This window comes from Streptomyces herbicida (genome assembly GCF_032656585.1).
In the GTDB taxonomy this organism is placed as follows: domain Bacteria; phylum Actinomycetota; class Actinomycetes; order Streptomycetales; family Streptomycetaceae; genus Streptomyces; species Streptomyces herbicida.
In genome coordinates this window covers 76758-97536 of sequence record NZ_JAUYWJ010000015.1, presented here as the reverse complement: position 1 = coordinate 97536, position 20779 = coordinate 76758, and the positions used below count along the sequence as shown (strand labels likewise).

At 71.3% G+C, this 20779-nt stretch carries 19 protein-coding genes, 1 tRNA gene and 1 pseudogene; 7 read left to right on the top strand and 14 right to left on the bottom strand.

The features are described 5' to 3' along the window. Positions 1 to 38: 38 nt before the first annotated feature. The 6 genes from efeB to Q8A52_RS29520 all read right to left on the bottom strand — a co-directional run bounded on the left by efeB (position 39) and on the right by Q8A52_RS29520 (position 6134). Positions 39 to 1328, bottom strand: coding sequence for an iron uptake transporter deferrochelatase/peroxidase subunit (efeB, locus tag Q8A52_RS29545; RefSeq protein WP_316756884.1), 1290 nt, complete (start codon positions 1326 to 1328; stop codon positions 39 to 41). Between the two features lie 8 nt (positions 1329 to 1336). Continuing rightward, positions 1337 to 3226: a copper resistance CopC/CopD family protein gene (locus tag Q8A52_RS29540; RefSeq protein WP_316756882.1), complete on the bottom strand. Its 1890-nt coding sequence runs from the start codon at positions 3224 to 3226 to the stop codon at positions 1337 to 1339. A gap of 13 nt (positions 3227 to 3239) precedes the next feature. Then, on the bottom strand, positions 3240 to 3692 hold the full coding sequence (locus Q8A52_RS29535) for a copper chaperone PCu(A)C (RefSeq protein ID WP_316756881.1): 453 nt from the start codon (positions 3690 to 3692) through the stop codon (positions 3240 to 3242). Further along, a complete protein-coding gene (locus tag Q8A52_RS29530) occupies positions 3689 to 4342 on the bottom strand; it encodes an SCO family protein (protein WP_316756879.1) in 654 nt (217 codons plus the stop codon). The genes Q8A52_RS29535 and Q8A52_RS29530 overlap by 4 nt, the downstream gene beginning before the upstream one ends. 93 nt (positions 4343 to 4435) lie before the next feature. Then, entirely contained in the window at positions 4436 to 5170 is a 735-nt protein-coding gene (locus tag Q8A52_RS29525) for a YcnI family copper-binding membrane protein (protein WP_316756877.1), read from the bottom strand. Positions 5171 to 5303: 133 nt separating this feature from the next. Beyond that, a complete protein-coding gene (locus Q8A52_RS29520; protein WP_316756875.1) occupies positions 5304 to 6134 on the bottom strand; it encodes a hypothetical protein in 831 nt (276 codons plus the stop codon). A 222-nt stretch (positions 6135 to 6356) separates the two neighbouring features. Here Q8A52_RS29520 and Q8A52_RS29515 point away from each other — a divergent pair, with 222 nt between their 5' ends. The 3 genes from Q8A52_RS29515 to Q8A52_RS29505 all read left to right on the top strand — a co-directional run bounded on the left by Q8A52_RS29515 (position 6357) and on the right by Q8A52_RS29505 (position 7682). Then, the gene (locus Q8A52_RS29515; RefSeq protein ID WP_316756873.1) at positions 6357 to 6803 is read left to right on the top strand and encodes an ATP-binding protein; all 447 of its coding nucleotides are present in this window, start codon (positions 6357 to 6359) and stop codon (positions 6801 to 6803) included. Between the two features lie 38 nt (positions 6804 to 6841). Next, a complete protein-coding gene (locus tag Q8A52_RS29510; RefSeq protein ID WP_316756871.1) occupies positions 6842 to 7405 on the top strand; it encodes a GNAT family N-acetyltransferase in 564 nt (187 codons plus the stop codon). A 97-nt stretch (positions 7406 to 7502) separates the two neighbouring features. Beyond that, positions 7503 to 7682, top strand: coding sequence for a hypothetical protein (locus Q8A52_RS29505; protein ID WP_316756869.1), 180 nt, complete (start codon positions 7503 to 7505; stop codon positions 7680 to 7682). Positions 7683 to 7834: 152 nt separating this feature from the next. Here Q8A52_RS29505 and Q8A52_RS49160 read toward each other — a convergent pair. The 4 genes and pseudogenes from Q8A52_RS49160 to Q8A52_RS29490 all read right to left on the bottom strand — a co-directional run. Further along, positions 7835 to 7998 (bottom strand): annotated as a pseudogene (locus Q8A52_RS49160) (MFS transporter); the annotation flags it as partial. Positions 7999 to 8090: 92 nt separating this feature from the next. Further along, positions 8091 to 9467 carry a MocR-like pyridoxine biosynthesis transcription factor PdxR gene (gene pdxR / locus Q8A52_RS29500; protein ID WP_316756867.1) on the bottom strand — a complete coding sequence of 459 codons (1377 nt, stop codon included), beginning with the start codon at positions 9465 to 9467 and terminating at the stop codon, positions 8091 to 8093. Positions 9468 to 9576: 109 nt separating this feature from the next. After that, complete coding sequence (locus Q8A52_RS29495; RefSeq protein WP_316756866.1) at positions 9577 to 11043, bottom strand: aminopeptidase P family protein; 1467 nt, start codon at positions 11041 to 11043, stop codon at positions 9577 to 9579. 198 nt (positions 11044 to 11241) lie between these two features. Further along, on the bottom strand, positions 11242 to 12651 hold the full coding sequence (locus tag Q8A52_RS29490; RefSeq protein WP_316756864.1) for a PP2C family protein-serine/threonine phosphatase: 1410 nt from the start codon (positions 12649 to 12651) through the stop codon (positions 11242 to 11244). Between the two features lie 612 nt (positions 12652 to 13263). Here Q8A52_RS29490 and Q8A52_RS29485 point away from each other — a divergent pair. Continuing rightward, complete coding sequence (locus Q8A52_RS29485) at positions 13264 to 13929, top strand: bifunctional DNA primase/polymerase (RefSeq protein WP_316756862.1); 666 nt, start codon at positions 13264 to 13266, stop codon at positions 13927 to 13929. 56 nt (positions 13930 to 13985) lie between these two features. After that, the gene (locus tag Q8A52_RS29480; protein ID WP_316756860.1) at positions 13986 to 14540 is read left to right on the top strand and encodes a hypothetical protein; all 555 of its coding nucleotides are present in this window, start codon (positions 13986 to 13988) and stop codon (positions 14538 to 14540) included. A gap of 244 nt (positions 14541 to 14784) precedes the next feature. Here the strand turns inward: Q8A52_RS29480 and Q8A52_RS29475 are convergent, their stop codons facing one another. The 3 genes from Q8A52_RS29475 to Q8A52_RS29465 all read right to left on the bottom strand — a co-directional run bounded on the left by Q8A52_RS29475 (position 14785) and on the right by Q8A52_RS29465 (position 17527). Further along, entirely contained in the window at positions 14785 to 15750 is a 966-nt protein-coding gene (locus Q8A52_RS29475) for a DUF5926 family protein (RefSeq protein ID WP_316756858.1), read from the bottom strand. Positions 15751 to 15863: 113 nt separating this feature from the next. Further along, on the bottom strand, positions 15864 to 16502 hold the full coding sequence (locus Q8A52_RS29470) for an ATP-binding protein (RefSeq protein WP_316756856.1): 639 nt from the start codon (positions 16500 to 16502) through the stop codon (positions 15864 to 15866). A 197-nt stretch (positions 16503 to 16699) separates the two neighbouring features. Next, positions 16700 to 17527, bottom strand: coding sequence for a glycerophosphodiester phosphodiesterase (locus tag Q8A52_RS29465; RefSeq protein ID WP_316756854.1), 828 nt, complete (start codon positions 17525 to 17527; stop codon positions 16700 to 16702). Between the two features lie 287 nt (positions 17528 to 17814). Between Q8A52_RS29465 and Q8A52_RS29460 the strand changes: the two genes are divergently transcribed. Further along, positions 17815 to 19272: a S1C family serine protease gene (locus tag Q8A52_RS29460; protein WP_316756853.1), complete on the top strand. Its 1458-nt coding sequence runs from the start codon at positions 17815 to 17817 to the stop codon at positions 19270 to 19272. Between the two features lie 63 nt (positions 19273 to 19335). Further along, positions 19336 to 19422, top strand: a tRNA-Ser gene (locus Q8A52_RS29455). Positions 19423 to 19752: 330 nt separating this feature from the next. Here the strand turns inward: Q8A52_RS29455 and Q8A52_RS29450 are convergent. Next, positions 19753 to 20622, bottom strand: coding sequence for a bifunctional DNA primase/polymerase (locus tag Q8A52_RS29450; protein WP_316756852.1), 870 nt, complete (start codon positions 20620 to 20622; stop codon positions 19753 to 19755). Positions 20623 to 20779 lie beyond the last annotated feature (157 nt).

The following is a 20779-nucleotide window of genomic DNA, read 5'->3' as shown; positions in this document are numbered from 1 at the left end:
CTCACGGCTGCCCCTCCCGGGAGTGAACCGGGGCGCGCTCAGCCCTCCAGCAGCCGCTGGCCCACGTACTCTCCGCGCGCCGCGCCGCCCGGCACGGCGAACAGGCCGCTGGCCTCGTGGCGGATGTACTTCGACAGTGCGTCGCCCCGGTCGAGCTTGCGCTGCACCGGAACGAAGCCGCGCAGCGGATCGGCCTGCCAGCACACGAAGAGCAGCCCCGCGTCGGGCACCCCGTCCGCGTCGAAGCCGTCGTGGTACGAGAAGGGGCGCCGCAGCATGGCCGCGCCCCCGTTCTGGTCGGGCCGGGTGATCCGGGCGTGCGCATTGCCCGGAACGACGTAGTTGCCGTGGGCGTCGGCCTTCTCCAGGTCCATCGCGGTCGTCTCGGTGCCCCCGGACAGCGGCGCCCCGTCGGACTTGCGGCGCCCGATGACGTCCTCCTGGGCCTTGGCCGAGAGCTTCTCCCAGTCGTCGAGGAGCATGCGGATACGGCGTACGACCGCGTAGGAGCCGTTCGCCATCCAGGCCGGGTCGTTCGAGCCGGAGGCCGGGACGAAGATCCGCTTGTCGAAGTCGGCGTCCGCCGGCTTCGGATTGCGGGTGCCGTCGATCTGACCCATCAGATTGCGGGCCGTCATGGGGTGGGCAGTGGCGCCCGGGGTGCGGTTGAAGCCGTTCATCTGCCAGCGGATGCGGGCCGCGCCGCCCGCCTCCTGCTGGATCGCGCGCAGGGCGTGGAAGGCGACCAGGGCGTCGTCGGCGCCGATCTGCACCCACAGGTCGCCGTTGCTGCGGGTCTTGTCGAGGTGGTCGGAGGAGAAGTCGGGCAGCGGGTCGAGGGAGACCGGGCGCTGCTTGTCCAGTCCGGTCCTGGCGAAGAAGCTGTTGCCGAAGCCGAAGGTGATCGTCAGCGACGACGGGCCGGCGTCCCGGGCCACGTCCGTGTCGTCGTGTGCGGCCGCCTCGCCGGCCATCAGCCGCTCGGTCGTCGCCGACCAGCGGCGCAGCAGTGCGGCCGCCTCCTTGCGGCCCGCGCCCGCCGCGAGGTCGAAGGCGACGAGGTGGCCACGGGCCTGGAGGCCCTCGGTGATGCCGGGCTGATGTTTCCCGTGAAACATCGCCCGGCCGGAGCCCACCGAGGTCAGCGGGGTGGCCTGGGCGGGCGCGGCCCCGTACCCCACGGCTCCGCCCGCCGCACCGAGCACGAGCCCGGTCGCACCGGCGGTGCCGAGCAGCTTCCGCCGGGATATCCCGTCCTGGGGGGCGCCGCTTTCCGGGACGGCCGCTTCGGGGGCGAGTGCTCGGGAAGGGGTGGACTGGTCAGCCATGGTGCGGTTCAGCCGATCTGCGCGTTCTTGGAGACGGTCGTCTGGTCGATGTCGGAGGTCCGCACGGTCACGGCGATCTTCCATTCGCCGGCCATGGGGATCTGCACTCCGTCGGCCGCCCAGTGCCCGGTGGTGATGTGGTCCGGCGTCACGGGAAGGGGCCCGATCTTCTTGGCGTCCAGGGTGAAGGCGACCTTCACCTCGGGGATGTCGAAGGCCCGGCCATTGGGCCGCTGCACGTAGACGTGCATCTCGTTGCCGCCCACGCGCGCGGGGTCGAGATCGAGTCGTACGAGGCCCTTGCCGTCCTTGCTGCCGGTGTCGAACGGCATGTCCAGGGTCAGCGCCCCGGAGGTCGAGGACGCCGAGGAGGACGAGGCCGACGACGTGGCGGCCTCGGCCTCCTGCTCGGTGCGTCCCGGCTCGGTCTGGGTCAGCACGGTGGTGACGGCGAGCAGGACGACCGCCACGCCCGCCTCCGCGAACACCGAGCGGCGCAGGCCGAAGCGGTTGGGGTCGGCGTCCCGCAGTCGCTTCTTGCGGGTGGCGTCCATGGCGGCCTGCTGCCGGGAGAGCTGGGTGGCACGCTCGGAGTCACCGGCCGCGGCCGGTGCCGTGACATGCTCCTTGGCGGGCACCTTCACCTCGGCCTTCTCCGTGGTGGCCGCCGTGTCCGTGAGCCGTGCCGTCCAGCGCCGTGAGATCCACGCGATGCCGACGAGCAGCAGCACGAGCCCGATCTTGACGAGCAGCAGCTGCCCGTAGCGGGTGTCGGTGAACGCGGACCACGAGCCGAGCTGGCGCCAGGACTGGTAGATACCGGTCGCGACCAGCGCAGCCACGGACCCGAAGGCGAGGCGGGAGAAGCGGTGTACGGCGGCGGCCTCGACGGGGGTGTCGGCGGGAACCCGGTGGAGTGCGACGAGCAGGGCGACGAGTCCGCCCAGCCAGGTGGCGACGGCCAGCAGATGGATCACGTCGACGGGCATGGCGATGCCCGGCTGGAGCCCGGTCGAGGCGTGCTCGGCCATCGCCCAGCTCGCCGCCAGGCCGGCGGCGACCACGGCCCCGCCGATGGCGAGCCCGAAGGTCAGGTCGCGCTTCTCCTCGTCCTCGCGCTTGTCATAGGTTCCGAAGAGCACGGCGATGAACAGCGCGGCCGCGGCGAGCAGCAGTAGCCGGGAGACCAGCGCGGCGCCGGTCTTGGTCTGCAGCACCTGGCCGAGCAGGTTCAGGTCGAAGACGTCGCCGAACTTCCCCGAGGTGGTGTAGGAGCCACGCAGGAGCAGCAGCCACAGGGTGGCCGAGGTGAGCGCGAGCCAGCCGCCCACGACGAGCCGCTGCAGGGCCCGCACCCCGGAGCCGCGCTGCCAGCAGGCGAGCACGAAGGCGCCGCCGCCCACCAGCACGATGTAGCCGGCGTACGACACGTACCGCCCGAACCCGTACAGCCGGCCCACGACCCCGCCGCCCACCGTCTGGTCGGAGACGGAGACGGTGGTCAGGGACGGGGCGCCGACGGAGAAGGTGTAGGCGCCGGCGACGGGGTGGCTGTCCGCGGAGACGACCTGGTAGGTGACGGTGTACGTGCCGTTGCCCAGACCGCTCTTGAGCTGCACGGCGTACGTCGTCCCGCTCACGTTGGACGGCTTGCCGGCGTCGACCCGCTTGCCCTTGGGGTCGAGGACGCGCAGCGAGTCGTCGTTCATCGCCACCTTCTCGGAGAAGGTGAGCGACACCTGGTCGGGGGCCTTGTCGACCACCACCCCCTGCGCGGGGTCGCTGCCGGTCAGCGCGGCGTGCGCGGAGGCCGGACCGGCACCGGCGAGGAGCGCGCCGGTGACGGCCAGGAACAGCAGCACCAGGATCCGCAGGCGGGGGGTGATGGTCCGCGTCAAGGTGGTCCCTCCCTCAGTGTCCGGTCGACGGGTTGTACGTGGCGGACTTCACCGGCATCTCGATGGTGAGGGGTCCGGACTTGGCGAACTTCAGCTTCAGCGTGATCGTGTCGCCCTGCTTCGGCTTGCGGTTCAGCTTCTCGAACATCAGATGGTTGCCACCGCTTTTGAACACGAGTTGACCGTGTGCCGGGACGGCGAAGGAGGTGACCTCCTGCATGCTGCCGCCCACCGTGTCGTGCATGGTGACCTGGCCCGCGACGTCGCTGGTGACGGACGTCAGCTCGTCCTTCGCGGCGCCCTTGTTCGTTATCGTCAGAAAGCCGGCGGCCATGTCTGCGGAGACCGGCTGGGGCATGTAGGAGGCACCGACCGACAGCTCGGCAGCCGTGTCGTCGGATCCGCCGCAGCCCGCGAGGGCGAGTGCGCCCGCTATCGCGGCGGCGGGTACGGCGAGACGCCTCACGGCTTCGCTCCCTTGATGATCTTGGGCAGGTCCTTGGTGTAGTCGTCGACGGTGGCGTCCTCGCCGTAGAGGAGGTAACCCCCGTCGGTCTTCGGCGAGAAGGCGACGACCTGGGTGCCGTGGACGGAGACGATCTTGCCGTTCTTGTCCTTCTTCGTCGGCTCGATGGAGATGCCGAGGGAGCGGGCGCCGGCCTGGATGGTGGCGAAGTCGCCGGTCAGGCCGATGAACTGGGGGTCGATGCCCTTGAGCCACTTGCCGAGTTCGGACGGCGTGTCGCGGGCCGGGTCGGTGGTGACGAACACGACCCGCAGCTCGGCCTGCTCCGCCTTGGGCAGCGACTTCTTGGCGACCGCGATGTTGTTCATGGTCAGTGGGCAGATGTCCGGGCAGTGCGTGTAGCCGAAGTAGACCAGTGTCGGCCGGCCCTCGGTCTCCTTGCGGAGGTCGTACTTCTTGCCGTGCGTGTCGGTCAGGACCAGGTCCGGCTTCTCGAACGGTTTGTCGAGGAGGGTGGCGGCCTTGGCCGATCCGGACTCCTCGGAGACCACGGCGATGGGCGACTTGCCGTCGTCACCGCTGCCGCAGGCGGAGAGGGTCAGGGTGGCGGCGGCGAGCAGCGCGGCCGCGGCGAACGTCTTCTTGCGCATAGAAAAATGTCCCAGATGTGAGTGCTCCGGAGCGCACCGGGGGTCGTACGCAAGAGTCGCACGACCCCCGGTGCGCGGTGCGGGCGGCGGGGCTCAGGCCGCGGACCGCCGGCGTCCGGCGAGCACGCCGTACGCGACTCCCGCCGCGCCGACGACGATGCCCACCACGCCGAGTACGCGTGCGGTGGTGTCGCTGCCGCCGGAGGAGCCGGAGTCCGCCGCGGCCTCCTTCTCGGCCTTCTTGTCGGAGGCGTCCTCAGCGGTCGTGGCGCCGTGCCCGTGCTCATCGGCGGAGGCGGCGGACAGGGCAAGGACGGGGGCCGGGTTCTCGGGCTCCTCCTGGCCGTCCTGCTGCACCTCGATCCAGCGCACGACCTCCTTGTTGGAGTACGTCTGGACCGCCTTGAAGACGAGTTCGTCGGTGTCCTCGGGCAGCGTGCCCAGGGAGAGCGGGAACTTCTGGAAGTAGCCGGGCTCGATCCCCTTGCCGACGGCGGTCCAGGTGACCTTGGTGACGGCCTCGTCGATCTTCTTGCCGTGCATCTCCAGCGGCTTGTCCAGCTTGGACTTGGTGACTTCCACCGTCCAGCCGTCGACCGGCTGCGGCATCACGGAGGCCAGCGGGTGATCCGCCGGGAAGTTGACCTCGAGCTTGGTGGTCGAGGCGTTGTCGCGCTCGTTGGGGACCTTGAAGTCGACGACCGCGTAGCCGCCCTTGGCCGCGGTGCCCTCGGGCTGCACGGAGACGTGCGCGAAGGCGGGCGCGGACAGGGCGAGGACGGCCGAGCCCGCGACAGCAGCGGCGGCGGCGATACGAGAAGCCTTCATGGCGTGGAGCACTCCACTCTGTGTGAGTTCCGGTGAAAGAAAGGGGGCGCGCACGATGTGCACGCGCGCGTGCCGCACGACGGCGGCCGGCCCCTCCGTCCCGGTGCGGGTGGAGCGGTGTGGTCGCGTCGCGTCAGGCAGCGAGGACGAGTGCGGCGGCCGCGGGCGGGCCGCGCCGGATCACCGAGTGCTGGAGTGCGGTGGCGTGTGGTGCGGGTGGTTCGTCCCCGAGGGTGCGCCACTGTCGCGGGCCCGCCTCGGGAGCGTCCGGAAGCCCGGCGCACAGGGCACGCACCAGGGCGAGCGCCCCGCGCAGGGAACGTACGAGCGCCCCCTCGGCGACTCCATGCGCCGACAGCTCCGTCAGACGCAGTACGGCCAGGTCGCCGCGGCGCAGCAGCCAGCCGACGGCGACCGCGGCGAGCGCGTGACCGAGCAGCATCGGCAGGGACGGCAGCAGCGGCTCCGAGGAGCCGGTGGCGTCCGTGGCGTGGTGCATGGCGCTCATGTCCGTGCCGGAGCCGGTGAGCAGGTGCGCCTGGGAGAGGATCCGGTAGGCGTGGGCCGGGGTGATGGCCGCGGCGCCGGTACCGCACACGAGCCGCGCGGCCCGCTCGACCAGCGTGGCGTCGCTCATCGGGGCCATGGAGCCCATCGACATCGCGCCGGAGGACATGGTGGCCGTACCGTGCTGGCCCAGCCCGAACAGCGTGTGCAGCACGGTCTGGCCGAGCGCGAGCAGCGCGACGATTCCCGGCAGCGAGCGCTCGCGACCGGTGAGCGGCGCCACGAGCGCGAGGGCGCCGAGGAATCCCGCGCCCAGCGTCCACAGCGGAACCGTGGCGCAGGAGGCCAAGGTGTGCCCGGCCGCGGCCAGCACGACGCAGACCGCGGCGAACACCGCGGCCCGCAGGATCCGGAGTCGGTTTCCGGAGCGCGCCGTGCGCTGGTGGGGGGCAGTCATGGCGGCCTCATCATCGCACTGGACCCGCCGGTGCCCGACGGCAGGTCCACAAGGTTCCGTTCGACCGGAACGTCATGCTCTGGCGTGAGCCGTCCACTCATACACCGATTCCTGCCCGCGCGCATCGTCCGTATGGGCGGTGTCACGCAGACGGGGTGCTTACACCCGGGTATTGGCGGCAATACGTAACGGTATGTCGAGCCGCGGCCAGGAGGCTGGAGCATGAGCATCTGGTGGTCACTCCATCTGCGCCGCGAGGCCGCGAGCGTGCCGCTCGCCCGCCGGTTGCTGCTCGGCACGATGGAGACCGCGGGCGTCGACCCCGATGTGTCCTACGACCTGTCCGTCGCCCTCAGCGAGGCCTGCGCGAACGCCGTCGAGCACGGCGGGGACGCGACGCGCGGCGGCTCGTCGGAGGCGTACCGGGTGACCGCCTACCTGGACGGCGAGAAGTGCCGGATCGAAGTGGCCGACTCCGGGCCGGGGTTCGCCCCCGCCCATGCTCCGCGCCCGCCGCGCGTGGACGCCGACCACGGTCGCGGCCTGTTCTTGATCAGGGAACTCGCCGATCACGTTCACATCGGCGACAAGCCGGGCCGGGGAGGGATGGTGGTGAGCTTCGACAAGATGCTCAAGTGGAAGAAAGATCCTTCTCTGCTTACGGCATGACTGCTGCGCACGCATAACGGCCGCGCTAGGGTGCGCGCATGAATCTCGAAACCGAGGAAATATTCGAGGGAGTACGGCTCCGGCCGCTCGCTCAGGACGATGCTTCGGCGCTTTGTTCCGCATACGTCGAGAACCGGAAACATCTCGAGCCGTGGGAGCCGTGCAGACCGGACTCCTTCTTCACGGTCGAGGGTCAGACGGAGCGTCTGGAGGGGCTGCTGCGGCAGTTCGCGGAGGGCAATCTGGTGCCCTGGGTCCTCCAGTCGGACGATGGGCGGATCGCGGGGGCGATCACCCTGTCCGGCATCTCGATGGGCCCCTTCTGCAGCGCCTATCTGGGTTACTGGGTCGCCGCCGACCAGCAGAACCGGGGGCTGGCCAGCCGCGCCGTGGAGCGGGTGTGCCGCATTGCGCGGGACACGGTCGGACTCCACCGGATCGAGGCGTCCACGCTTATCGAGAACACGGGTTCACAGCGCGTCCTGAAGAAATGCGGATTCGAATCGATCGGCATGGCTCCGAGTTATTTGCATATCAATGGGGAATGGCGGGACTGTCATCTTTTCCAGCGGATCCTGCACGATGCGGATCCGGCCATCTGATCGAGGTGTTCCGGCCGACCGGATTCCCGGGCTTGCACAGCTCTTTGAAAGCTCTTGCCCATGTGCTGGACAAGCGGCGTTCCTGGCTTGCTCCGCCATGACGGGCAATCACCGCAACACATCCCTCACCCGGCGCCGCGCCCTCGCGGTGACGGGGGGCACGGTCCGGGCGGGCGCCCGCGGGATCCTGGAGGCGGGCGGTACGGCGACGGAGGCGGGCGCGGCGGCGCTGTTCCCGGACTCGCTGCCGGTCGGCCCACGAGGGCGGGCCGCTTGATCTCCGCGGAGGCACGGCCGGCGGCCCGTTGTGCCGCCGGTCCCATCGCGTACGACGCCGCCGGCGTCGCGCCGCCCAGCAGCAGCCAGCCCGGGGCGCCCCACTCCACCAGCACGGAGGCCAGCACCAGTGGGCCGAGAGTGCGGGCCACCGAGCCGTCCCCGCGGCACCCCCACCAGCGAGCCGACTGCCCAGCCGACGGTGAGCCCGAGCCCCACGCGCGCGGGGCGAGCCCCACGACACGGGTGAAATGCAGCGCGGACGTCACGTAGTAGGCGCCGTCGCCGATGGAGTCGGTCAGCTGGGCCAGTGCCAGGACGCGCTGCGGGCGGTTCGTCGTACGGGCGGCACTGGAAGCGCACCGGACTTGTCAACCGGCCCGATACCAACGCCTTTCAGGGGTCCGATTCAGGTCCCGACCAGCACCTTCGCCAGCACCTCCAGCGCCTCCGGATACACCCGCTCCCGAGGAGTGCCGTACCCGACGACCAAGCCCTGCTGCCGTCCCTCGCCGGGTGCGCCGGGCGTGTGCCAGTGGTCCCCCAGGCGGCCGAGGGCGAGCCCCTCCGCCTCCGCGCGCGCGAGCACCTCCGTCTCGTCCGTGACCTCCACCAGGGCGTGCAGCCCGGCCGCGATCCCGCGCACCTTCCGGCGCGCGCCCAGCCGGTCAAGGAGCTGGTCCCGGCGGCGCCGGTATCTGAGGCGGCACGCGCGCACATGGCGGTCGTAGGCGTGGCTGTCGATGAGCTCGGCGAGCGCCAACTGGCCGATGGACTCGGTGTGGTGGTCGCTGTGCAGCTTGGCGTCCGCGACCGCGTCGACCAGATGGGGCGGCAGCACCATCCAGCCCAGCCGCAGCGCGGGGCCCAGGGTCTTGGAGGCGGTGCCCAGGTACACCACCTGGCCCGGCGCCATGCCCTGGAGCGCGCCGACGGGCTGACGGTCGTAGCGGAACTCCCCGTCGTAGTCGTCCTCGACGATCAGGCCCCCGCGCGCGCGTGCCCAGTCGCTGAGCGCCCGCCGCCGCTCCGGGTGCTGGGTAACGCCGGTCGGATACTGATGGGCGGGCGTGACGACCACGGCGGCCGCATCGCCCAGCTCCTGCGCGCGGGCCCCGCGTTCGTCGACGGGTACGGGCACCACCTGCCCGCCGTTGCGCCGCACCACCTCCCGGTGGAAGGGCAGCCCCGGGTCCTCCATGGCGACGGCGGCGCCGTCGAGCACGCGCGTGAGGAGCGCGAGGCCCTGTACGTACCCGGAGGTGATCACGATCCGCTCCGGCGGCGCGATCACCCCGCGCGCCCGCCCCAGGTAGCCCGAGAGCGCCGTGCGCAGTTCGATCCGGCCGCGCGGATCGCCGTAGTCGTACGCCAGTGAGGGTGCCGTCGCGATGGCACGGCGCAGCGCCCGCAGCCAGGCCGCCGCCGGGAACGCCCCGACGTCCGGGCTGCCGGGCCGCAGATCGAAACGGGGCGCACGCGCGCGTGCGGCCGCCTCCGGCGTGTCCGCGTCGACGGAGGGCAGCGAGGCGACCTGGGTGCCCGAGCCCTGCCGTGCCGTCAGATATCCCTCGGCGACCAGCTGGTCGTACGCCGCCTTGGCCGTGCCGCGCGAGATCCCGAGCTCGGACGCGAGCCGCCGCGTGGCCGGCAGCCGGGTGCCGGGCGCCAGCCGCCCGTCGCGCACGGCGTCGCGCAACGCCCGCTCCAGCCCCACCCGGCGTCCGTCCGCCGAGTCGGGCTCCACATGCAGATCCACACCGACACCGGACCAGAAGTCGTCCACGAGAAGCCTCCCCCTAGGCACGTGAATGGCCGGGCACCGCACAGGTACCCGGCCATCAGTGTCGTATCAGTCGTTGATCCGCACTATAGGGCTTCGCTCAGCCCCTCGCTCAGCCCTTCAGCGATGCCATCCACGCCTCGACCTCGTCGGACCGGCGTGGCAGTCCGTCCGAGAGGTTCCGGTTGCCGTCCTCGGTGACCAGGATGTCGTCCTCGATGCGGACGCCGATGCCGCGGTACTCCTCCGGCACGGTCAGGTCGTCGGCCTGGAAGTACAGACCGGGCTCGACCGTGAGCACCATGCCGGGCTCGAGCACGCCCTCGACGTACGTCTCCGTCCGTGCGGCCGCGCAGTCGTGGACGTCCATGCCGAGCATGTGCCCGGTGCCGTGCAGGGTCCAGCGGCGCTGCAGGCCGAGTTCCAGGACGCGCTCGACCGGGCCCTCGACCAGGCCCCACTCGACGAGCTTCTCGGCGAGCACGCGCTGGGAGGCGTCGTGGAAGTCGCGGTACTTGGCGCCGGGCTTCACGGCCGCGATACCGGCTTCCTGCGCCTCGTACACGGCGTCGTAGATCTTCTTCTGGATCTCGCTGTAGGTGCCGTTGATCGGCAGCGTGCGCGTGACGTCCGCGGTGTAAAGGGTGTGCGTCTCCACGCCCGCGTCCAGCAGGAGCAGGTCGCCGGAGCGGACCGGGCCGTCGTTGCGGACCCAGTGCAGGGTGCAGGCGTGCGGGCCGGCCGCGCAGATGGAGCCGTAGCCGACGTCGTTGCCCTCCGCGCGCGCGCGGAGGAAGAAGGTGCCCTCGATGTAGCGCTCGGAGGTGGCCTCGGCCTTGTCGAGGACCTTCACCACGTCCTCGAAGCCGCGCACGGTCGAGTCGACCGCCTTCTGCAGCTCGCCGATCTCGAACTCGTCCTTGACCAGCCGGGCCTCGGAGAGGAAGACGCGCAGCTCGTCGTCGCGCTCGGCGGTGACCTTGTCGGTGAGGGCCGCCTCGATCCCGGCGTCGTAGCCGCGCACCACGCGTACCGGGCCGGTGGCCTCCTTCAGTTGCCCGGCCAGTTCGCGCACGTCCGCGGCGGGGATGCCGTAGAGCGCCTCGGACTCGGTGAGCGAGTGCCGGCGGCCGACCCACAGCTCGCCCTGGCCGGAGAGCCAGAACTCACCGTTCTCACGGTCGGAGCGCGGCAGGAGGTAGATCGTCTCCTCGTGGCCGTCCGCGGTGGGCTCCAGCACCAGGACGCCGTCCTCGGTCTGGTTGCCGGTGAGGTAGGCGTACTCGACCGAGGACCGGAAGGCGTACTCGGTGTCGTTCGACCGGGTTTTCAGGTGGCCCGCCGGGATCACCAGGCGCTCACCCGGGAAGCGGGCGGACAGGTCGGCGCGGCGGCGCGCGGTGTGCGCGGCCTGCGCGATCGGCTTGAGGTCACGCAGCTCGGTGTCGGCCCAGCCGGACTTCATGTTCTCGGCCAGCTCGTCGGAGACGCCCGGGTACAGGCCGTTCTTCCGCTGCTTGATGGGCTCCTCGGACTCAGTTTCCGGGGTCTCCGGAGTGAGCTCGTCGGCCACGGTCATCCTCCTCGATACGGCACGGTCCCCCCGAGCCCTCGGCGATCTCGGTTCCGCTCGAGCAGGGGGACCCCCATCATCGTACGGTCGTACCGGGGAGGCTCTGGGCAGGAAGAGCTGTTATGCCCACTCATGCGAACCGCGCCGCCCCGCCCCCGGCCGAAGCGAACCGTGCCGCCCGCTCAGTCGAAGCGTGCCGTTCCCTCAGTCGAAGCGTGCCGCCAGCAGGACGACGTCCTCCTCGCTGTCCGCCGCCTCCAGGCCGTCCGGCAGCACCGTGCGCAGCACGTGGTCGGCGATGGCCCCTGGGTCGCGGCGCATGGCGCGCGGCACGCTCGCGGCGGCCGCGTGCAGCCGTGCGAAGGCGCGGTCCGTAGGGTCTCCGGTGCGGTGCAGCAGCCCGTCGGTGTAGAGCAGAACCGTCTCTCCTGCTTCGGCCTGGAACTCCACGCTGGGCGCCTCCCAGCAGGCGAGCATCCCCAGGGGCGCGGAGACGGAGGTCTCCGCGAACTCGGTGCGCCGCTCGCCGATCAGCAGCGGCGGGCTGTGGCCGGCGCCGGCCAGGGTGACCTTGCGCAGCGCGGGTTCGCAGTAGGCGAACAGGGCGGTGGCGGAGCGGGCCGGCTCGGTCAGGCGCAGCAGCAGCTCCAGATCGGACAGGACCGCGACCGGGTCCTCGCCCTCCATCACGGCGTACGCCCGCAGGGACGCCCGCAGCCGGCCCATGGCGGCGACCGCGCTGGGCCCCGACCCGGTCACCGAGCCGACCGCGAGGCCGAGCGCGGCGTCGGGCAGCGGCAGCGCGTCGTACCAGTCGCCGCCGCCGCGCGGGCCGGTGCGGTGCCGGGCGGCGAGCTGGACGCCGGCCACGCGGGGCAGCCGGGACGGCAGCAGTTCCTCGGAGATGGTGGCCATGCACGCGCGCGTGCGCGCCACCTCCAGCAACCGCGCCAGGTGTTCGGTGCCACAGCGGACGTACAGGCCGGCGAGGTGGCGCTGGCGCTCGTTCGGTTCGGCGGGCTCGTCGTACAGCCACACGGCGGCGCCCAGGCGGTCGGCCGCCTCGGTGGACAGGGTCAGGGCGTAGCTGGCGGCGTAGCCGAGCCGGGCGGCCACCTCGCGGTGGCGGGGGTCGAGGCCGTCCTCGGCGAACAGATCGGGGTGGACGATCTCACCGCCGCCGCCGGGGAGTCCGGCGGCCGTGTCGAGAAGCTCGCCGTACGACATCGCGTCGCGCGGCACGGTCTCGATGTGGCCGAGATCGGCGCGGCCGAGGCCCAGACCGAGGGTGGTCTCGGGGCCGAGGCCGTCGGCCGGTTCCAGTACGACGAGACCGCGCCGGGCGCCCACGAGGGCGGCTCCGGCGCGCAGCAGTTCCTGGAGTGCTCCGTCGAGTGAGTCCGTACGGGCCAGGCGCTCGGTGAGTTCGTGGAGGGTCGTGAGGTCCGAGACCCAGCCGGCCAGCCGGTCCTGGAGAAGGGTGCTCGGTGCAGGGGAGTTCGGCGCGGGAACGGGAGCGGTGCCCGGGACGGGAGGTGCGGGCGCGACAGTGTGTGCGGGCGTGGGAACCGTTGAATCGATTCCAGCCACTTTCGAATGGTGAGGGGCGTTCATGGTGTCCGGCCTTCAGACCGGTGCGTATTGCTCAAAAGCATCGCAAACCCCCATGTCATTCTGCGCCGCCGGCGGTGTCTCCACATGTACACGCACTCGTGAGGGGATGTCCAGCATTGTCCTGCCGGGATTCCTGGTGTCCGTGGGCCTCTTGTGGGTTTCTTCCGGACCCCTTGCGGAAAAGCAAAGTTGGCTTAAAACTGCCTCGGGTATCGGTTCATTGCGGTCGACTGGGTTTGCTCCACAGAGCGTCACGACGGTCGAGATGGGTACGTACTCGGAGAAGGCCAGGGGTGGTTGGGGACCCACCCGGAACCTGGCGGCGGACCCGGGCGTCTTAGCCACCGACGACCGTGCCCCATCCTCCCGTGGCGGAGGCGGAGAGAAATACGCGGAACGGCAAAACGCCAGACTTCGCCACCCCACGCCGCGGCCGTGCTTTTGATACACGCAGTATGGACGTGAACGCGGCCAACGCTCGACCCCTTGGGGTTCCCCTCGCTCTGGGCGGGGGCGTGATGCGCCATTAGGTACGCACAGTGAAGTGATCGACACATGATGTGATGTGGTCCACGGTGTTGCCAGCGGTGCAACGGAAAGGAACGAGCGCTCATGCGCGAGATCCTCGGAAGGCGACGCAGGCTCCTGTCCCAGCGGAACGACGGGAGGCCTGAGATGCTCAAGCCAGCCCTGACCTTCGCGACGGAATGGCAGTGGCCCGTACTCCCGGGCGTGGCCCCGGACCCGCAGGGGCGGGCCGGCTGCGCATGCCCCGACCCGGAGTGCACGGTGCCCGGCGCGCACCCCTTCGACCCCGGCCTCCTCGCGGCCACCACCGACGAGCGCATGGTGCGCTGGTGGTGGACGAACAGGCCGAACGCCCCCATCGTCCTCGCCACCGGGGGCAAGGCCCCCTGCGCGGTCAGTCTGCCGGCCCTCGCGGCCTCCCGCGCCCTCGACGCACTCGACCGGCGCGGTATGCGCCTCGGTCCGGTGATCGCAGCGCCCACGCGCTGGGCGCTGCTGGTCAAGCCGTACTCCATGGAACAGCTGGGCGAACTGCTCTACGCCAAGGACTTCGTCCCCGGCTCCCTGCGCTTCCACGGAGAGGGCGGCTATCTCGCCCTGCCCCCGTCCGAGAGCGGCCGGGGCGCCATCCGCTGGGAGCGTGCTCCGCTGCCCGGCTCGGCCTCGCCCTGGGTGCCCGATGTGGAGGCCGTGGTGGATGCCGTGGTCGACGCCCTCACTCGTACGGGTGTGAGCGCACCCGAGTTGTAGGGGTGTCGGGCGCGAGCGGGACCGGCCGCCCGCCCTCGGTCGTTATCTTCCGGTACATGAATGTTCGTCTGCTCGCTCTCTCGGGCGTTGTGGCCTGCGTGGTCGTACTGCCGCTGACCGTGGCGTCCGCGGGACAGGTGGGCGACCCCGCGCGGCCGATGGCCGACGGGGCTCGGGCAACCGTGCGGACCTCTCCGGACGACGACGCCAAGATCCCCTCCGCCGCCCCCGGCAGCTCCCCGCGGCTGCTCGGCCTGGGCCTGGCCACCGCGACCCGATGTGGCCTGGAAGTTTCCTCCCCCGACGGTGTCGAGGCGCAGACCTGTGTCCTCACCCAGGGCGAGGACACCTGGGCGCGCACCTACTACCGCAACGCCACCGGCAAGGCACTGGACTCCCTGCTGAGCCTCATGGGGCCCGGCGACCGCACCGTGCAGATGCGCTGCGCCGCGGGCGCCGACGACGAGCCCGCCACCTGTGAGACCCCCAGGGAACGCACCCGGGGCGGCCTGGACGCGTACACGGCCGTCGCGGAGTTCGCGGAGCGCGGCTCGGACGGACCGCTGCTGCTGCGCTCGGGGAGCAACTACGCGCAATCCGGCGGCAGTTGACGGACGGCTGCCTTCCGTACACCGGCGCCGGGCATGGAAAGGCCCGGTTGCTGGCGACGGGGGATGCACCAGCAACCGGGCTATTGGAACGGTAACAAGAGATCGGCGGTTAGCAAATTCGATCTCGGCTATTCGGACACCGATTTGCCTGTCCCGGCGGGGAGTTGTGACAGGAGTCACCTGATGCGACCGGGCGGCGACAGCTGACCGGTCGGTCAGCCGCCGCCCCCGGTGGATCCGGGTGTCAGCTGAGCGTGACCTGCCGGTTGGTCAGGCCGCCGCGCGCGCGGCGCTCGTCGGCGGTGAGTGGTGCGTCCGAGGCCAGGGCGGCGGCGAGGCGCTCGGCGAACTCGGCGGCCGGCTTCTCCACGTCGTCCGCCGTGACACCGCTCGGCAGGTCCCAGACCGGCACGGTGAGCCCGTGGGCACGGAAGGAACCGACCAGCCGGGTGCCCTCGCCCAGGCTGGAGCGGCCCGCCGCGTGCAGCCGGGCAAGAGCGTCCAGAAGCTGCTCCTCCGGATGCGGCATGACCCAGCGCAGGTGGTTCTTGTCCGGGGTCTCGCACCAGTAGGCGGCGTCCACACCGGCCAGCTTCACCGTGGGGATGGCCGCGGCGTTGGCCCGCTCCAGGGAGGCGGACACCTCCGGCGTGGCGTTCTCCGGGTCCGGGACCCAGAACTCGAAGCCGCTGTGCACAACTGGCTCGAACGCGCCTTCGGGGTCGAGCAGGTCCTGCAGACGCGGACCTTCGGCCGGGGCACGCCGGCCCTGGACGGGCGTGCCCGGTTCGGCGGTGAGGGCGCGCTGGAGGGTGTCGGCCAGATCGCGGCTGATGTCACCGGACGCCGTGTCGTTCTGCAGGCCCAGCAGGACCGAGCCGTCGTCGCGGCGCAGCGCCGGCCAGGCCATCGGCAGCACCGTGGCGAGCGTGACCGAGGGGACGCCCTCGGGGAGGCCGCCCTTCAGGTGCAGTTCGACCGTGGCGGCGGGGACCAGCTCGCGCAGCGCCACCCAGTCGCCCTCGCCCGGCAGGCCCTCGAAGGGGCGGTGCACCAGCTCGGTCGCGGCGTGTGCGGCGGCCCGGCCGTGGCACGCCTTGTAGCGTCGGCCGCTGCCGCAGGGGCAGGGTTCGCGGGCGCCGACGACCGGGATCTCACCGTCCGTGAGCTGAGGGCGCTCGGCCTTGGTCTGGGGTCGCTTCTTGGCCATCGTGGGTGTCTCCCGGTTACGGCTCGTCTCGTACGGGCGGGAGCCTAGCCGTTTGCGCCATCACCGACGGGGACCTGGGGAAGGCGCCGGAATGGCGAGAACCGCCGCCGGGTTCAGTCCAGGTCGTCGAAGGCGTCCGTGAAGTCCAGGCCGGGCATCGCGGAGACCACGGGAGCCGTGACGCGCGTAGCGAAATCGTCGCGGCGATGCCCCGCGTCGGGGTCGTGCACGTCCTCGTGGACCACGACCCACACCGTGACCTCGCCCCGGGCGTCGTCCCTGACGCCCCAGTCGTCGGCCAGCGCCGTGATGATGTTCAGCCCCCGGCCGCCGTGCGCGGTCACCGACGGAGTGGCCGGAGCCGGACGGGTGGGGCCGCCGCCGTCCGTCACCTCGACGATGAGCCGGCCGCGCGGGTCCACACGCCATGCCGCCCGGACGTCGCCGTCCCCGGCCGAGGCGTCGCCCAACGGACGCCCGTGTTTGCACGCATTGCTCAAAAGTTCCGAAAGGATCAGTACGGCATCGTCGATGACCGATTCCGATACGCCACCCATGCGCAGTTGATCACGCATCCGGTGTCTTGCTCCCCCCACGCCCGCAGGGCCATGGGGTACGGCCATGCTCGACGACGTGGGCACCTCCTGTGCCACCACCAACGCCACCCCCGAGACCTCCTTTGCCCCACGCCACGGTGTGGATGCCCCATTGGCCTGTACCGGAAACCGGCCAATCCAGGTCCGGTGACGCATTCGCAACGACCGAACACGGAGCGAACGCGCCGGTGCACTCCCTGTAATGGTGTGACTTGATTTCGTTGGTGTGGCCGACAACGGAGGATGCTTCAGCGGGCCGGCCGGGTCAAGAGCCGCGGAACGGTCCTTACGGGGCTCTTTACTTGTGCCGGGCCCTTTTACTTCCGCGCACCCGCCCCGGGCGCGCCCCGGGGTCAGCCGCGGAGCTGGCGCAGCACCGCGCGCGGGCGGTTGGTGATGATGGCGTCGATGCCGAGTTCGACACAGAGATCGACGTCCTCGGGCTCGTTCACGGTCCACACGTGCACCTGGTGGCCGGCCCGCTTCAGCCGCTCGATGAACGCCGGGTGGTTGCGCACGATCCGGATGGACGGACCCGCGATCCGCACGCCCGCCGGCAGCCGCCCGTCGCGCAGCCGGGGCGAGACGAACTGCATCAGATAGACGGTCGGCAGTGTCGGCGAGGCCGCCCGCACCCGGTGCAGTGAGCGGGCCGAGAAGCTCATGACCCGTACCGGCGACTCGGCCGCGGAGGCCGGGGCGTCCAGCCCGAACCGCTTCAGGAGCAGCAGCAGCCGCTCCTCGACCTGCCCCGCCCAGCGCGTGGGGTGCTTGGTCTCGATGGCCAGCTCCACCCGGCGTCCGGCGTCCGCGACCAGCTCCAGCAGCCGCTCCAGGGTGAGTACGGAGGTGTCCGCGCGGTCCTCCGGGCGGTACTCCCAGTCGGGCTCCTCGTCCCGGCCGCGCCAGGTCTCGCGCTTCTTCCAGGAGCCGAAGTCCAGGGCGGCGAGTTCGGCCAGCTCCAGGGCGGACACCGCCCCGCGGCCGTTGGACGTCCGGTTGACCCTGCGGTCGTGGACACAGACGAGATGGCCGTCCGCGGTCAGCCGGACGTCGCATTCAAGGGCGTCGGCACCGTCCTCGATCGCTTTCCGGTAGGCGGCGAGGGTGTGCTCGGGGGCGTCCTCGGAGGCTCCTCGGTGGGCGACGACCTGAATGCGGTGCTGTCGTGCGTGGGTCACCGCGTCATGGTGCCACCACCGCGGGGTATGCGTGGTGCCATGGTGCGTACGTGCGACGAACGGAGGCATGAACCCCGCTACGGAATGGAATTTTTGTCGTAAAAGTCCTATATAAGGGTTGACGCCATACCCACAGCCACCGCTTATGGTGCTCTGACGGCCCGTGGGAAAAGCTGACGACAGACAAAAGCACATGCACAGCTGCATCGCGCCGGACTGTCGACAAGCGTGAACGAGCGTGACCGAGTGCGACCGAGAACAACAGCCGTGGACCTAGGAGAAGAGCTGTGAGCACCGAGAACGAGGGCACCGCGGTACCCCCGGCCCCGTCCGCACCTCCCGTGCCGGTGGCATCTCCCGCTGCTTCCCCGCAGGCAGCCGCAGCCGACGGGGGCGCACCCACCACTCCACTTCCGACGGCGCCTCCGGGCGCCCCGGAGCAGGGCGTCGCGCCGGCGGCGCACGCCTCCGCCGGCCCGTCCGACGGGCCTCAGGGCCCCGGCCCCGCCCCGGACGGCTCCTGGCCGCCCCCGCCCCCCGCCACCCCGTCCTACGCGGACGGCGGCGCCGGAGCGGGCTCCGGCTGGGGTTCGTCGTACCAGCAGCCCGTGCCGAAGCCCCGCAACGGGCGCGGCGGGCTGGTCGCCGCGGTCCTGGTGGCCGCGCTGGTCGCCGGCGGTCTGGGCGGCGGTCTCGGGTACACCCTGGCCAAGAACAACGACGACACCGGTTCGACCACCGTCTCCGCCTCGGACAGCAGCGCCGCGCAGGTGAAGCGCTCGCCGGGCACCATCGCGGCGGTCGCCGCCAAGTCCCTGCCGAGCACAGTCACCATCGAGGCCGAGTCCACCAACGGCGAGGGCGGCACCGGCACCGGGTTCGTCTTCGACACCCAGGGCCACATCGTCACCAACAACCACGTGGTGGCCGACGCCGTGGACGGCGGCAAGCTGACCGCGACCTTCCCCAACGGCAAGAAGTACGACGCCGAGATCGTCGGCCACGCCCAGGGCTACGACGTCGCGGTCATCAAGCTCAAGAACGCCCCGTCCGACCTCAAGCCGCTCGCCCTCGGCGACTCCGACAGGGTGGCCGTCGGCGACGAGACGATCGCCATCGGAGCGCCCTTCGGCCTCTCCAACACGGTGACGACCGGCATCATCAGCGCCAAGAACCGCCCGGTCGCCTCCAGCGACGGCAGCGCCACCAGCAAGGCGTCCTACATGAGCGCCCTGCAGACCGACGCCTCGATCAACCCGGGCAACTCCGGCGGCCCGCTGCTGGACGCCTCCGGCGCGGTGATCGGCATCAACTCAGCGATCCAGTCCAGCAGCAGCGGCGGTCTGGGCGGCTCCGGCCAGTCCGGTTCGATCGGCCTCGGCTTCGCCATCCCGATCAACCAGGCCAAGTACGTCGCCCAGCAGCTGATCAAGACCGGCAAGCCGGTCTACGCGAAGATCGGCGCGTCCGTCTCCCTGGAGGAGGGCTCGGAGGGCGCGAAGATCACCGACACGGGCACCAGCGGCGCGGCGCCGGTCGAGTCGGGCGGTCCCGCGGACAAGGCGGGCCTCAAGCCCGGCGACGTCATCACCAAGCTCGACGACTCGGTGATCGACTCCGGCCCGACCCTGATCGGCGAGATCTGGACGCACAAGCCCGGCGACAAGGTCACGGTCACCTACAAGCGGGACGGCCAGGAGCACACCGTCCAACTCACCCTGGGCTCCCGCGCGGGCGACAACTGACCCGCGCGTGTCCGGGCCAACCGGTTACTCTTGTCCCCGCGCCGCCGATCCTGGCCGGCGCGGGGAGGCGTGCCCGAGCGGCCTAAGGGAACGGTCTTGAAAACCGTCGTGGCAGCGATGTCACCGTGGGTTCAAATCCCACCGCCTCCGCAGCACGTGTAGGACCCTGTAGGACCCCGAGAGCCGGGGTGCCGGACCCGATCCGGCACCCCGGCTCTTCTCGTTGCCCGCCTCCCGGTCGCGGAAGCTCAGATGTAGCTCAGCGTTCGGCTCGGGCTCTCCCCGCCGGGCGGGCCGCTCAATACGATCAGCGCATTGCTCGCAAGGCCGAGACCGGGCCGGCGAATTCAGGGGGGAACACGCATGTTCGGAACGATGGACACCGCAATGGTGCTGGGCGCGCTCGCCGCGATGGTTCCCGTGGTCGCGGCAGTCCTCTGGCTCGTCCGCCGCTGAACACAAGGCGGCGGCGCGGGAGCTTCACGGGCGGTGGCCCGTCATCCGGGCCGCCGACGCGATCGTCGCCCGTGCCTCGTGCTCGGTCAGGCCGGTGTTGAGGGCCGCGTCGACCAGCGGGGCGATCAGGGCGCGGCCGATGCCGTTCTCGTAGGCGCGGCAGGCCGCCCAGAACAGGCGGGTGTTGCGCTGGCCCTCGTGGGCGGCGAGGACGAACTGGACCAGGCCCTGGCCGCGGTCGCCGACCGAGGGGTGCGTCGCGGCGTGGGCCGGGCGCGGCGGCGGGAGCAGCAGCCGGAGCAGCGCGGCCGGGCAGGGTGCGGGGGCCAGATGCGCGGTGCCGGGAGCGGCTCCGTAGACGCCGTGGCCGGTGCGTGAGCCGGGGCCGACGAGATAGCCGCCGGCGCCCCGGATGTCGATGCCGGGGGCCAGCCGGCTCGCCGAGTTGGGGACGACGACGTCGGGCGGACCGGTCAGCCAGAGATGGCGGCCGCCGCTCGGGGTCAGTACGACGACGGTCTCGGGAATCGTGAACAGATGCCGCAGGGCCAGTTCGCGCAGTGCGGCCGAGGAGTCCGTGCCGGACTTGGTGTCGAGGTCGATGCCGATCAGATGGTGCGGGGGCAGCCCGCAGGCGATGCCGTAGCCGGTGGCCCAGGGCGCGGCGGCGAACAGCTCGCGGATACGGACCGGGTCGGACGAGGCGTCGTACACGCCGTGGCCGAAGCGGCCGCATTCGCCGTGGCAGGGAGCCGGGTCGGGGTCGTCGTGGTGGGGGGAGCGCAGGGCCGGGAGCTTCGTCCGGGTCAGCGGGATGACGGCCAGTCCGCGTTCGGCGGCTGACAGGGCGTGTGCGAGGGCCAGCGTCGTGGCCTGCCGGTCGGTGGTGGCCATGGCTCCATGTTCGTACGTGCGTTCGAAAAAGGGAAGGGGGGTCCGGGGTGACTCGCCGGGGCGGCAAAGTTGGCCGGAACTGTGCTGGAACGTTTCCTCGCCTGCGGCGCTTGGGGTGGAGAGGTCCGTGCCGGTGCCGCTCTGGGCAAGAGATCGT